Origin of the sequence: Rheinheimera baltica (assembly GCF_030731985.1) — a bacterium.
Taxonomy (GTDB): domain Bacteria; phylum Pseudomonadota; class Gammaproteobacteria; order Enterobacterales; family Alteromonadaceae; genus Alishewanella; species Alishewanella baltica.
This window is the reverse complement of the sequence record NZ_JAPJDY010000009.1, coordinates 113,128-126,509: the sequence shown is the minus strand read 5'-3', so window position 1 is coordinate 126,509 and position 13,382 is coordinate 113,128. Positions and strand designations below refer to the sequence as shown.

Sequence of the window (13,382 nt, the reverse complement as noted above, 5' to 3'; positions counted from 1 at the left end):
TCTTTAATGATGCGGTAAGCTATCGGCTAAACTGGCTTTTTCCCGTTTAACCTGAACGTCTAACCGCGCACTGAAAAATACACCTGATATCGCTGCAACCAAACCAGACATCGTCGGAATAGTCGCCATAGAGATACCTGTTGCCATAGTTCTTGGGTTACCTGTTCCCTGCGTTGCCATAATGTCAAACACAGCAATCATACCGGTAACCGTTCCCAACAAACCAACCAGCGGGCACAGTGCAACCAAGGTTTTAATGAGCAGCATACGCTGTTCTAATTTTTCTGAAGCCTCGGAAATCCAGCAATCACGGATCTTATGCGCATACCATGATGTGGTATCAGCTCTGGCATCCCAACGGGCAACAATATCCTTTTTCAATTTTGGATATTCCGCTTTAAGGAACCAGAACCGCTCTATCATCAATACCCACATGACGAAGAGTACCAGGGCGACAATGTATAATACATTGCCACCGGTATGGATAAAATCCTGCACAGATTCCCACAGCTTTACTAGCTGGAGTATCATTAGGCTTTCTCCTGCTCCGCATGCGCAGCAATAATGCCTGCAGCCTGTTCATCTAAAACGTGTAAGATTGACTTCGCTTTTGATGAAACGATTGAGTGAACAAACAGTAATGGAATAGCCGCGATCAAACCCTGAGCTGTAGTAACAAGTGCCAGAGAGATTGAACCTGCCATCAGTTTTGGATCGCCTGTTCCGTACAAAGTAATTTGTTGGAAGGTCATTATCATACCAATAACAGTACCTAACAGACCCAATAACGGCGCAACAGCGGAGAACAGTTTAATTAAACCAACACCACGCTCAACTTTCGGCGTTTCACGCAGAATAGCTTCGTCCAGTTTAAGTTCCAGGTTCTCTACGTCAGCAGATTTGTTTTCATGGTAAACGCGCAAAATACGACCCAGTGGGTTTTTATCTGACGGGTTAGCCAGGTTTTTAAGCTGCGCACGAATCTTGCCACCAACCAGAGTCAGGACAATGATACGCTCAAGTGCGATTAACATACCAATAACTAAAACCGCGGTAATAATATAACCAACTTCTTCACCAGCCAGATAGTATTCAAACAAGGTTGAACGTTGCTGGTTTAAGCGCAGTAAGCTATTGCCTTTAGTTGGATCCAGGTATAACCCGGTGATCTCGCCGCGGCTAGCATTGTGGTAATCAGCAACTGAATTGTGAATTTTAGACTGTGGCTGACGACCCAGTGGCTGGATTTGGTCAGTTGTGCTGTTCAGAATCAAGTATTCTGAATCAGTCGTCAGGTGGAAAGTACCAAAACGTGTAACGCGTTTAGTTTCAACACCACCGTCAAGTTTTACAACTTCAGCATCGAAGTCTGCAACTTTACCTGACTCAGTCATTTCTGTCAGTAACGCCATCCACAGATCTTCCATCTCAGCCAGAGTTGGTAATTCTGTGGCAGAAGCTACAGTGCGCAATGGCACGTCGCGACCAGGATATTGCGCACTAACGATAGAGCCAGAAATAGTACCGATAGATTTGTTTGCTGATTGACGTACAACGCCGAACAACTCACCCATAGTACCTAAAGCACTTTCTAGTTCCTGTTGCTTTTGGCCAATTAGAATATCGTTGTCAGCGTATTCTTTTTGTAAACGCTTACCACGATTTTCTTCGTCGCTATATTGTTTCTTTGCAGTGTTTAATAACGACTGCTTATCTGAACGCTCTGATAAAAATGCCCGCTCACGCTCTTGGTTAGCACGACCTTCAACAGTACGTTCTTTCTTCAATTGTTCTAAAAGCTGATCCAACTTTTCAGTGTTGGCGGCTGCGTTAAAAGCAACACCAGCGGACAGAGTCACCGCTGCGGCGATTAACATTGACTTAAATGCTTGTTTCATTTGTTCTTACTCCGCTGCGATAAGTGGTACGCGATCCATCTCAAGCGTGGATTCACGACGTGCCATCTTGATAAACTGGGCTACCGATGTCAGGTACGAACCCGGCAACGCTTCCCAGCCAGCAGTATCTTTGTTCCACACCCATCCGGTTTTACCGTCAAGCGATAACGCCATCAGCGATAAACGACCAACATGCACGAAGTCGACAGTTATTTCCTGACCATTCAACGGCAAAATGCCCTGGAATGCGTCTACCACTGAACCGTAGTCTACTTCAATACTGTAGGCTTCCAGGATCTGACGATACTGTTCTGATAATTGTACGTCTGAACGCGTCATTACTTCGCGTAAACGTGCAACACGCTCTAAACGACGCTCAGTACGCAGCGGGATATCGGCTTCAACAAATTGTTCTAATGCATCAATCATACGCATCATTAAAGGTACAGTACCTTTACGCGTATCTTCCAAAGTATCAATCTGACGTTGAATTGAATTAATCTGACGCTTTTGATCGGCAACTAGAGTGGCTAAGAAATCATTATAAACTTTTAAGTTCTCAGTCTGGTCAACTACCTGACGGTACTCACCCAGCAGTTCCTGAGACTGTTCATAAATAGTGTTAATTTTTTCTTGAGACTGCACTGCTGCGCGTTGGATCTGACTACCTTCTTGGTGCAAAGCTTTTAAATCTGTTGCCAAGGCACTCGCCGAAAGGGCGAAAGTACCGGCCAGAGCTGTTGCAACAAGACTCTTGCGAATTTTATTGTTAAACATAGTTCCCAACCAATTATTGCTGATTAACGTAACCTGAAGTTGTAAGAGCCCTTCTGTTCTTACTGACAGGAAAGGCCCTCGGTTAGAGGGTAAACCGTCCGCATCATTACAGGTAAAAACGCCCTTGTCAAGACAACTCAGGCGTCCAGAGGTCTGCTCAGATACGACTATTTATACGGTTTATCACCCAATTTATGCACCATTAAACAAATGAAAATTAATTTATTATAATTTATTAATTTTTTTGTTTATTTTATATTCGGCGTCAACTTTCCTGCCGTATACAGTGCCACCATATCATCCAACGATATGGCTTTTATTTTGCTACCTTGTCCGGCAGCATTAAAGGCTTCATAACGGGCAATACAAATGTCTGTCATTGCTTTTACAGAAGCCTGTAAATATTTACGGGGATCAAACTCTGCCGGGTGCTCTGTCATATAGCGACGAATCGCACCGGTAGAGGCTAAACGTAAGTCTGTATCAATATTGATTTTACGTACACCATATTTGATACCCTGTTGAATTTGCTCCACAGGCACGCCGTAAGTCTCAGGAATTTTCCCACCATTGTCATTGATGATTTTTAGCCAATCTTGCGGCACTGACGAGGAACCATGCATAACCAAATGGGTATCAGGAATACGCTGATGAATGGCTTTTATACGGTCAATCGCCAAAATATCATCTGTTGGCGGCCGGCTAAATTTATAGGCACCGTGCGATGTACCACAAGCAATAGCCAAAGCATCAACCTGTGTCTCTCTGACAAATTGTGCAGCTTCTTCCGGGTCAGTCAACATTTGATCGTGGCTCAAAATACAATCTGCACCGATACCGTCTTCCTCACCGGCAGCACCCGTTTCGAGTGAACCAAGACAACCTAACTCGCCCTCCACCGACACACCACAGGCATGCGCTATTTCAACAACTTTGCGCGTTATGTTGGCGTTATAGGTATAGTCCATTGGCGTTTTACCATCTTCGCCCAGTGAACCGTCCATCATCACCGAAGAAAACCCCAACTGAATCGAACGCTGACAAATGCCCAAAGACGTACCGTGGTCCTGGTGCATTACCACCGGAATATGAGGGAACTCTTCTACGGCCGCCAAAATTAAGTGGCGTAAAAAAGGTGCTCCGGCATATTTACGCGCGCCAGCTGAAGCCTGAACAATCACCGGACTATCGGTTTTGTCCGCCGCGAGCATAATCGCGCGCATTTGCTCAAGGTTGTTTACGTTAAAGGCAGGTATGCCGTAGCCGAACTCGGCTGCATGATCCAGCATTTGACGTAATGAAATAAGGGCCATGAAATCCTCTCTTAATCGTTTAGGGTACAGTAGTAATATTAAATTTTTATTATAATGTTTTTGCGCGTTGTTCCAGTATAGCTACAGCTGGCAATGTTTTACCTTCTAAAAACTCTAAAAAGGCGCCGCCACCGGTAGAAACATAGGAGACGTTATCTGCAATATTGTATTTATCTATTGCCGCAAGGGTGTCGCCACCACCCGCAATAGAGAATGCGTCACTGTCAGCAATGGCTTGTGCCAATGCTTTAGTGCCATCGGCAAACTGTTCAAACTCAAATACACCGACCGGACCATTCCAGACGATGGTGCCTGCTGATTTTAAAATATCCACCAAAGCTGCACTGGTTTGCGGGCCAATGTCGAAAATCATGTCGGTATCCGACACGTCTGCTACCGCCTTTAACGTTGCGGGTGTCGTTTCGCTAAATGCCTGGCCTACCACAACATCAGTAGGTACCGGAATATTGCCGCCACGGGCCTTTGCTTGCGCCATCAAACGCTGAGCTTCGGGAATTAAATCAGCTTCGTACAGCGATTTACCCACATTGTTACCATTGGCAGCAATAAAGGTGTTCGCAATACCACCACCAACTATAAGCTGATCAACAATGCCTGATAACGACTCAAGTACGGTCAATTTAGTTGAGACTTTCGAACCACCCACAATTGCAACCAACGGCCGTTTCGGGTTTTTAAGTGCTGCTGCAAGGGCGTCAAGCTCCCCTACTAACAAGGGTCCAGCACAGGCGATAGGCGCATATTTAGCTACGCCGTGGGTAGAGGCTTGTGCGCGATGCGCTGTGCCAAAGGCGTCCATTACAAACACATCGCACAATGCAGCAAGTTTCTGGGCAAGAACATCGTCATTCTTGCCTTCACCTTTATTGAAGCGAACGTTCTCAAAAACAACCACTTCTCCTTCAGCAATCGTCACCCCTTCCAAGTACTCTGATGCAAGCCGAACCGGAGCAGACAGCGCTGTTGTAAGATAATCCACCACTGGCTGCAAAGATGAGTCTGCGTCAAACACGCCCTCCTCTGGCCTGCCTAAATGAGACATTACCATCACTTTCGCCCCCTTTTGCAGTGCCAATTCAATGGTTGGAATTGCTGCTTTTAAGCGGGCGTCTGAGGTTACTTTGCCGTTTTTAACCGGTACATTTAAATCTTCGCGGATCAGTACGCGTTTGCCGTTAAGATCCAAATCGCTCATGCGAATAACAGACATGTCTAGCTCCTAGTTATAAATTCGATTGCATCATTGCCCTGGCTGTATCGAGCATACGGTTAGCAAAACCCCATTCGTTGTCACACCATACCAGGCATTTAACCAACCGCTTATGGCTAACCCGTGTTTGCGAACCATCAACAATACAAGAATGGGGATCATGGTTAAAATCTACCGATACCAGCGGCTCTTCGGTGTAATCAAGAATACCGGCTAACGTGCCATTACAGGCCTTGGCTAGCGCGGCATTAACCAACTTAATACTAACGTCCTGATGCAAAGTAACACTTAAATCCATTGCGGTAACGTTAACCGTAGGTACCCTTACTGCAATAGCCTCAAACCGGCCAGCAAATTTAGGCAGTATACGTTCAATTCCCAATGCTAACTTTGTATCAACCGGAATAATAGACTGACTGGCCGCCCGAGTGCGGCGTAAATCGGGATGATACGCATCAATAACCTGTTGGTCATGCATAGAGGCATGTATCGTGGTAATGGTGCCACTTTCAACGCCAAAATGCTGATCCAATACCTGTATAACCGGCACAATGCAGTTAGTGGTGCATGAACCTGCAGACACCACTGTCATAGTGTCAGTTAAGGTTTGTTGGTTAATACCATAGATAATAGTGGCGTCGATATCCGCATCCGCCGGGTGGGAAAATAACACCTTTTTAGCCCCTGCACTGAGGTGCCAGTTTGCATGTTCGCGGCTATGAAACACGCCGGTACACTCTAACACCACATCTATGTTCTGTTCTTTCCAGGGTAAGGCAAGTGGATCAGCCTCGGCAAACAAAGCAATATTGTCACCATTTACGCTAATACCGCCGGCAAAGGATCCCACTTTGTAACCAAAACGCCCGTGCGAGGTATCATACTTCAATAAATGCGCTACGCCCTTTGCATCGGCCAGTTCATTAATTGCAACCACTTGCAGCTCATGCTGCAAGCCTTTTTCATAGATAGCACGTAATATGTTGCGCCCTATGCGACCGAAGCCGTTAATTGCCAGTCTTATTGCCATAACACCACATAGAAAAATGGGACCATAATTGATCCCATTATATTGAAAATTAAGCTAATAGTTGCTCAGCGGCTTCTAACACTTTTTCAGTAGTAATACCAAAATGTGCAAATAACTGCTCAGCAGGTGCCGACTCACCAAAGCTGGTCATGCCGATAATTTTGCCGTTTAAGCCTACGTATTTGTACCAGCAATCCGTTATACCTGCCTCTACGGCAATACGTTTGGTTACTGCCGCTGGCAACACTGCTTCACGGTACGCTGCATCTTGTTGCTCAAAGGCATCGGTTGAGGGCATAGATACCACTCGCACGGCTTTACCTTGCTCGGTTAACTTAGCCGAGGCTTGCATCGCCAGCTCAACTTCTGAGCCCGTCGCAATAATAATCAACTCTGGCGTACCAGCACAGTCGCTTAATACATAACCACCACGTTTGATATCTGCTAACTGTGTTGCCGATCGTTGCTGTTGTTGCAGGTTTTGCCGGGTAAATATAAGTGTTGTTGGGCCTTCAGTGCGCTCAATCGCGGCCTGCCACGCAACAGCAGACTCCACTTGATCACAGGGCCGCCAGTTAATCAGGTTTGGTGTTGCGCGTAATGCGGCTAATTGCTCTACCGGCTGGTGTGTTGGACCATCTTCACCTAAACCGATAGAATCGTGGGTATAAACAAAGATCACCCGCTGTTGCATTAACGCTGCCATACGCACGGCATTACGGGCATATTCCATAAACATGAGGAAAGTCGCACCATAGGGAACAAAACCGCCATGCAATGCAATGCCATTCATAATAGCTGACATGCCAAACTCACGAACACCGTAGTAAATGTAGTTGCCACTGGCATCAGTTGCAGTAAGAGGCTTGCTACCAGACCAAATGGTCAGGTTTGAACCGGCTAAATCTGCCGAACCGCCCATAAACTCAGGCAACAATGGGCCGAATACATTTAAGGCATTTTGTGAGGCTTTTCGACTGGCAATATTGGCAGGGTTAGCTTGTAATTTCTCAATATAGGCTTGCGACTGGGCAGCCCAGGTTGATGGCAAATCACCAGATACACGACGACTAAACTCACTGGCTAATTCTGGAAACGCGGCACTGTAGCGGGCAAATAATTGCTGCCAGTTTTGCTGTTCAGTTGAGCCTTTGGCTTTGGCATCCCAATCGGCATAAATATCGGCCGGTATTTCAAACGGTGCATGTGGCCAATGTAAAAATTCGCGGGCAGCAGCAATTTCAACATCACCCAGTGGTGCACCGTGACAGTCATGGCTACCACCTTTATTAGGTGCGCCGTAGCCTATTACTGTGCGACAACAAATTAATGTTGGTTTGCTGGTGTCAGCTTTAGCCTGCACAATCGCCGCCTCAATGGCAGCAGCATCATGGCCGTCTACATTACTAATAACCTGCCAACCGTAAGCTTCAAATCGCGCAGGCGTATTGTCGGTAAACCAACCCTCAACATGGCCGTCGATAGAAATGCCATTGTCATCCCAAAACGCAACCAGCTTACCCAGGCCTAAAGTCCCTGCTAATGAACAAGCTTCATGCGAGATCCCTTCCATTAAACAACCATCACCTAAAAAGGTATAGGTATGATGGTCAACAATGTCATAACCAGGTTGATTAAACTGCGCAGCTAAGGCTTTTTCTGCAATAGCCATACCTACTGCGTTAGTAATACCCTGCCCCAACGGGCCTGTCGTAGTTTCAACGCCGGGTGCATAACCATATTCAGGGTGACCTGGCGTTTTAGAATGCAACTGACGGAATTGCTTTAAATCTTCAATGCTCAACTCGTAACCAGATAAATGCAGCAATGAATACAACAACATTGAGCCATGACCATTGGACAAAATAAAACGGTCACGGTTTGGCCACTGCGGGTCTTGCGGGTTATGTTTGAGAAAATCGCGCCATAACACTTCGGCAATATCCGCCATTCCCATAGGGGCGCCCGGATGACCTGATTTAGCTTTTTGCACCGCATCCATGCTAAGCGCACGGATCGCATTGGCGAGTTGTTTACGAGATGGCATGTTCACTCCTGACATTGCGCGGCTTCTTTATCGTAGAAGCTGATTATTATAAAGCTGAAATGTTTAAGCGGTATGTGGCGCTATTTTCCCAGAGCCCCCGCCAGATGGCAAATATAAATCAGATAGTGGAAAAAAATTCCCCTCCTGCCAATCCAATTGTCCACCGGTACGTAATTAGGCAGTAAAATAGCATTAAAGACGTCTGGGCGGCAGATTTTTCTGGCAAAGACTACGTACTTTCTCTAAAATAACCGCCTATTTTTTGAGTTCGCTCTGGTACACGCGTCCAGTTTGAACTTAACTGCATTAACCTTATTTTGGAATTCAACCGATGGCACAACACATTTTCACTTCTGAATCAGTATCTGAAGGACATCCGGATAAAATAGCTGACCAAATTTCCGACGCTGTATTGGATGCAATCCTGGAACAAGATCCGAAAGCGCGTGTTGCATGCGAAACCTTTGTTAAAACCGGCATGGTATTGGTTGGTGGTGAAATCACCACCACGGCATGGGTTGATATCGAAGAGTTAACGCGTAAAACCGTGCGTGAAATTGGCTATACCCACTCAGATATGGGTTTTGATGCCGACTCTTGTGCTGTATTAAATGCTATTGGTAAACAGTCTCCGGACATTAACCAGGGTGTAGATCGGGCCGACCCGAAAGAACAAGGCGCCGGTGACCAAGGTTTAATGTTTGGTTACGCCAGCAACGAAACTGACGTATTAATGCCTGCACCTATTACGTATTCTCACCGTTTGGTGCAGCGTCAGGCTGAAGTGCGTAAAAATGGCACTCTGCCTTGGTTACGTCCTGATGCAAAATCACAACTGAGCTTTATCTACGAAGATGGTAAGCCAGTAGGTATTGATGCTGTTGTGTTATCAACCCAACATTGCGATACCGTAAGCACAGCTGACTTACGTGAAGCTGTAATGGAAACCATTATTAAACCTGTGTTACCAGCAGAGTGGTTAACCAGCAGCACTAAATTCTTTATAAACCCAACTGGTCGTTTTGTTATTGGCGGCCCAATGGGCGACTGTGGCTTAACTGGTCGTAAAATTATCGTTGATACCTACGGCGGTATGGCACGTCACGGCGGCGGTGCCTTCTCTGGTAAAGATCCATCAAAAGTAGACCGTTCAGCCGCGTACGCGGCACGCTATGTGGCAAAAAATATCGTGGCAGCAGGCTTAGCGGCCCGTTGTGAACTTCAGGTGTCTTACGCTATTGGTGTTGCAGAGCCAACCTCAATTAGTCTGGAAACCTTTGGCACCAGTAAATTAAGCGAAGACGAATTGATTAAACTGGTACGCCAGCACTTCGATTTACGCCCACATGGCCTTATCGAAATGTTGCAACTGGAGCGCCCAATTTATCGAGCTACTGCCGCTTATGGCCACTTCGGCCGTAATGAGTTTCCGTGGGAGCAAACAGATAAAGCCGAGTTACTGCGCCAGTACGCAAAATAATTGCTTTAGCAATATCTTGAAAGGAGAGCATAGCTCTCCTTTTTTTCAACCAGACTTTATTAAAGTCGCCAGACACTTTGGCCTTATCATCCCTCACTTTTTGTGTATTATAAGCCGTTGTGTTGTACCCAGGGTCCTCTGCCAACGAGCAGGGTGAAACAAAACTATAAGAAAGGAACTTGTTATGTCTGAACAAACTGCCCCTGCTGTAAAAAGCGGTTGGCTTAACCGTGCGCTCAATGCCATAGAGGTGGTCGGGAATAAACTCCCCGACCCTGCCGTATTATTTGCTTTGCTAATGGTCGTCGTCTGGGTAGTATCCTGGGCTCTGGCTGGCGTCAGCTTTAATGAAGTTGACCCTCGTACCGGTGCGGCTATTCAGGTTAATAACCTGTTGGCAGCCGAATCGTTAACTGCGTTCATGTCTAAAATGGTTAATACCTTTGTAACCTTTGCGCCATTGGGTGTTGTACTGGTCGCCATGTTAGGTTTAGGCGTTGCCGAACATACCGGTTTTATTAACGCTGGCTTACGTTCTGTTTTGTCGGTTACCCCAAAAATGCTGCTAACACCGGTATTGGTTGCAGTAGGTGTTGCCAGCCATATGGCCGTAGATGCCGGTTACGTATTAGTAATTCCACTTGGCGCAGTTATTTTCTATGCCGCGGGCCGTCATCCATTGGCCGGTATTGCTGCGGCATTCGCTGGCGTATCAGGTGGTTTTTCTGCCACCATTTTACCTTCCAGCCTTGACCCGCTGCTTTCAGGCCTTACACAAGCATCTGCACGCTTATCATCAGATCCAGCAGCAGCCGAGCTGTTTGTCAGCCCGATGAACAACTACTATTTCACCACCGCCTCTACGTTTTTAGTGGTTATTGTGGGTTGGGTATTAACAGACAAATTTATTGAGCCACGACTGAAATCTACCGTAGTCGATGGTGATCCGGCCGATATGCCAAAAATGGATGATTTAAAACCCAATGAACGCAAAGGCTTACGTTGGGCCAGTTTCTCCATGCTGTTAAGTATAGTGCTGTTAATTGTATCTGCGTTGCCAGAAACATCAGCCTGGCGAGCGCCAGCTGGTACAGTACTGGCTGAAGGACAAAGCAGCCTGTTGGTTTTCTCTGCCCCACTGATGCAGTCTATTGTTAGTATTATTTTTGTGTTCTTCTTAGTACCGGGTGTTGTGTATGGCTATGTATCCGGCACGGCTAAAGATCATCGCGATATTATCAAAGGCATGAGCAAAGCCATGAGTGGCATGGGCTACTACATTGTTATGGCGTTTTTCTGTGCTCAGTTTATTTATGCGTTTGGCCAATCTAACCTGGGTGCGCTGCTTGCTATTAAAGGCGCAAACTGGTTACAAGAAATGGCCTTCCCTATGGGCTTTACCTTAATTGGTATCGTGTTTTTATCTGGTTTTGTTAACCTGCTAGTAGGTTCAGCTTCAGCTAAATGGGCGCTTATAGGTGCCATTATGGTGCCTATGCTAATGGAACTTGGCGTATCACCAGATTTAACCCAGGCTGCTTACCGCGTAGGTGACTCATCAACCAATATCATTACGCCACTGCTGCCGTACTTTCCTTTAATTGTGGTGTTTTGCCAGAAGTATGTTAAATCAACCGGTATTGGTACCCTTATCGCACTAATGCTGCCTTACTCCATTGCGATGTTAGTGTTATGGACCGCATTTTTACTTGGTTTCTGGGCGCTGGATATTCCACTGGGTGTGGGCTCAAGCTATACCTACCCTGCAGTAAATTAATTTCATTTATTGTTTAACACCCCTGCTGCTGCAGGGGTTGTTTTTTCTGTTGCTTCTCTCAATCGCCTGCTAACATAACCGCATTTATCAGCTAGCGAAATTTCTATGCGTATTCCACGAATTTACCACAGCGGCGAGATCACACTTAAGCAAGACTTTGCATTGGACGACGATGCCGCCAATCATGTTGGCCGGGTACTTAGAATGCCAGTGGGCAGTGAACTTATCTTGTTTAATGGTGATGGTTTTAATTATTCAGCCCGTATCAGTAGCTGTGAAAAAAAACGTGTTAGCGTGCAGGTATCTGAGCAGGAGAAGAACCCTGTAGAGTCGCCGCTCAAAATCCATCTGGGTCAGGGTATTTCACGCGGTGATAGAATGGATTTTGCCATTCAAAAAGCCGTTGAACTTGGCGTAACTGAAATTACGCCATTGTTTACCGAGCGTTGTGGCGTGAAACTAGACGGCGAGCGATTGACTAAACGCAATGAACAGTGGCAAAAAATTGCTATTAGCGCCTGCGAGCAAAGCGGTCGCAGTATAGTGCCAATAGTGCACCCTGCCATACCACTGCAAAACTGGCTGGCGCAACAGACAAAAGAATTAAAGCTAACCTTGCATCCATGGGCAAACGACACCATAAAGACGCTTATACCCAACCTTAATATCCGGTTAGTAATAGGCCCTGAGGGCGGTTTTAGTGAGCAGGAAATGACGCAAACAGCGGCAGCGGGTTTTACTGGCATACAATTAGGCCCGCGCGTACTTCGAACTGAAACTGCTGCACTTACTGCAATCAGTGCATTACAACTGCAATTTGGCGACCTGGCCTAAGGATACAACATGCATCAACCGATAAAACTTGGCATAGTCATGGACCCCATTTCGGCCATCAATATCAAAAAAGACTCCAGCTTTGCCATGCTGCTGCAAGCACAAGATCGCGGCTATGAAATTCACTACATGGAAATGGCTGATTTATATTTACTGGAAGGCCAGGCCAGAGCATCAACCAAACGCTTAACGGTAGAACAAAACCCAGCCCGCTGGTATCAGTTTGGCACTGAGCAAGACATCGCACTTAGCGAGCTGGATGTAATCTTAATGCGGAAAGATCCGCCGTTTGATACCGAGTTTATCTACGCCACTTATATTCTGGAACGCGCAGAAGACAACGGTACCCTTATTGTCAACAAACCGCAAAGCCTGCGTGATGCCAACGAAAAATTGTACACCAGCTGGTTTAATCAATTTACGCCGAAAACACTGGTTAGCCGCGATGCAAAACGCTTAAAAGCGTTTTATCAGGCCGAGAAAGACGTGATTTTAAAACCGCTTGATGGCATGGGTGGCGCCTCAATTTTTCGCTTAAAACCGGGCGATGCCAATGTAAGCGTAATTATTGAAACCTTAACTGAGCACGGCAGTCGATATGCCATGGCACAACGCTTTATCCCTGAAATAACCGAGGGCGATAAACGAATTCTGGTAGTAAACGGTAAACCCGTGCCATACTGTTTAGCGCGCATACCAGCCAGCGGTGAAACCCGCGGCAACCTGGCAGCAGGAGGTCGGGGTGAAGCCAGACCCTTATCGGCATCTGACTTTGCCATTGCCAATGCGGTAGGTCCTACACTAAAATCCAAAGGCTTAATTTTTGTTGGTTTAGATGTTATAGGCGACAAATTAACCGAAATTAACGTTACCAGCCCAACCTGTATCCGCGAAATTGAAGCGGCGTTTCCAATTAGTATCACCGGTTTGTTATTTGATGAAATTGAACAGCTGCTGGCAGCTCGCCAGTGACAACCACGTTGTAACGAGGTCAC

At 46.3% G+C, this 13,382-nt stretch carries 11 protein-coding genes; 4 read left to right on the top strand and 7 right to left on the bottom strand.

Annotated elements, in window-relative coordinates; translation table 11 throughout:
• Positions 1-3: 3 nt before the first annotated feature.
• From ORJ00_RS15510 to tkt, 7 genes are all read right to left on the bottom strand, one after another.
• The gene (locus tag ORJ00_RS15510; protein WP_240474904.1) at positions 4-531 is read right to left on the bottom strand and encodes a MotA/TolQ/ExbB proton channel family protein; all 528 of its coding nucleotides are present in this window, start codon (positions 529-531) and stop codon (positions 4-6) included.
• Entirely contained in the window at positions 531-1,898 is a 1,368-nt protein-coding gene (locus ORJ00_RS15505) for a MotA/TolQ/ExbB proton channel family protein (RefSeq protein WP_306137750.1), read from the bottom strand. Before ORJ00_RS15505 ends, ORJ00_RS15510 begins: the two co-directional genes overlap by 1 nt.
• A 6-nt stretch (positions 1,899-1,904) precedes the next feature.
• Positions 1,905-2,675 carry a DUF3450 domain-containing protein gene (locus ORJ00_RS15500; protein ID WP_027671763.1) on the bottom strand — a complete coding sequence of 257 codons (771 nt, stop codon included), beginning with the start codon at positions 2,673-2,675 and terminating at the stop codon, positions 1,905-1,907.
• Positions 2,676-2,923: 248 nt separating this feature from the next.
• Entirely contained in the window at positions 2,924-3,988 is a 1,065-nt protein-coding gene (gene fba / locus ORJ00_RS15495) for a class II fructose-bisphosphate aldolase (protein ID WP_027671764.1), read from the bottom strand.
• A 49-nt stretch (positions 3,989-4,037) separates the two neighbouring features.
• Positions 4,038-5,219, bottom strand: coding sequence for a phosphoglycerate kinase (locus ORJ00_RS15490; RefSeq protein ID WP_306140294.1), 1,182 nt, complete (start codon positions 5,217-5,219; stop codon positions 4,038-4,040).
• Between the two features lie 13 nt (positions 5,220-5,232).
• On the bottom strand, positions 5,233-6,249 hold the full coding sequence (gene epd, locus ORJ00_RS15485) for an erythrose-4-phosphate dehydrogenase (RefSeq protein ID WP_027671766.1): 1,017 nt from the start codon (positions 6,247-6,249) through the stop codon (positions 5,233-5,235).
• A gap of 49 nt (positions 6,250-6,298) precedes the next feature.
• A complete protein-coding gene (gene tkt, locus ORJ00_RS15480) occupies positions 6,299-8,296 on the bottom strand; it encodes a transketolase (protein WP_306140293.1) in 1,998 nt (665 codons plus the stop codon).
• 331 nt (positions 8,297-8,627) lie between these two features.
• Here tkt and metK point away from each other — a divergent pair, with 331 nt between their 5' ends.
• The 4 genes from metK to gshB all read left to right on the top strand — a co-directional run bounded on the left by metK (position 8,628) and on the right by gshB (position 13,359).
• Positions 8,628-9,776 carry a methionine adenosyltransferase gene (gene metK, locus ORJ00_RS15475; protein ID WP_027671768.1) on the top strand — a complete coding sequence of 383 codons (1,149 nt, stop codon included), beginning with the start codon at positions 8,628-8,630 and terminating at the stop codon, positions 9,774-9,776.
• 184 nt (positions 9,777-9,960) lie between these two features.
• Complete coding sequence (locus ORJ00_RS15470) at positions 9,961-11,553, top strand: AbgT family transporter (protein ID WP_305976484.1); 1,593 nt, start codon at positions 9,961-9,963, stop codon at positions 11,551-11,553.
• A gap of 105 nt (positions 11,554-11,658) precedes the next feature.
• The gene (gene rsmE / locus ORJ00_RS15465) at positions 11,659-12,387 is read left to right on the top strand and encodes a 16S rRNA (uracil(1498)-N(3))-methyltransferase (protein ID WP_306140292.1); all 729 of its coding nucleotides are present in this window, start codon (positions 11,659-11,661) and stop codon (positions 12,385-12,387) included.
• Positions 12,388-12,396: 9 nt separating this feature from the next.
• The gene (gshB, locus tag ORJ00_RS15460; protein WP_306140291.1) at positions 12,397-13,359 is read left to right on the top strand and encodes a glutathione synthase; all 963 of its coding nucleotides are present in this window, start codon (positions 12,397-12,399) and stop codon (positions 13,357-13,359) included.
• The last annotated feature ends 23 nt before the right edge of the window (positions 13,360-13,382 follow it).

Excerpts from the sequence above, each read along its gene's own strand:
- tkt (WP_306140293.1), bottom strand. The coding sequence starts at position 8,296 with ATGCCATCTCGTAAACAACTCGCCAATGCGATCCGTGCGCTTAGCATG.
- gshB (WP_306140291.1), top strand. The coding sequence starts at position 12,397 with ATGCATCAACCGATAAAACTTGGCATAGTCATGGACCCCATTTCGGCC.
- epd (WP_027671766.1), bottom strand. The coding sequence starts at position 6,249 with ATGGCAATAAGACTGGCAATTAACGGCTTCGGTCGCATAGGGCGCAAC.
- ORJ00_RS15470 (WP_305976484.1), top strand. The coding sequence starts at position 9,961 with ATGTCTGAACAAACTGCCCCTGCTGTAAAAAGCGGTTGGCTTAACCGT.
- fba (WP_027671764.1), bottom strand. The coding sequence starts at position 3,988 with ATGGCCCTTATTTCATTACGTCAAATGCTGGATCATGCAGCCGAGTTC.
- ORJ00_RS15500 (WP_027671763.1), bottom strand. The coding sequence starts at position 2,675 with ATGTTTAACAATAAAATTCGCAAGAGTCTTGTTGCAACAGCTCTGGCC.
- metK (WP_027671768.1), top strand. The coding sequence starts at position 8,628 with ATGGCACAACACATTTTCACTTCTGAATCAGTATCTGAAGGACATCCG.
- ORJ00_RS15490 (WP_306140294.1), bottom strand. The coding sequence starts at position 5,219 with ATGTCTGTTATTCGCATGAGCGATTTGGATCTTAACGGCAAACGCGTA.
- ORJ00_RS15505 (WP_306137750.1), bottom strand. The coding sequence starts at position 1,898 with ATGAAACAAGCATTTAAGTCAATGTTAATCGCCGCAGCGGTGACTCTG.
- ORJ00_RS15510 (WP_240474904.1), bottom strand. The coding sequence starts at position 531 with ATGATACTCCAGCTAGTAAAGCTGTGGGAATCTGTGCAGGATTTTATC.
- rsmE (WP_306140292.1), top strand. The coding sequence starts at position 11,659 with ATGCGTATTCCACGAATTTACCACAGCGGCGAGATCACACTTAAGCAA.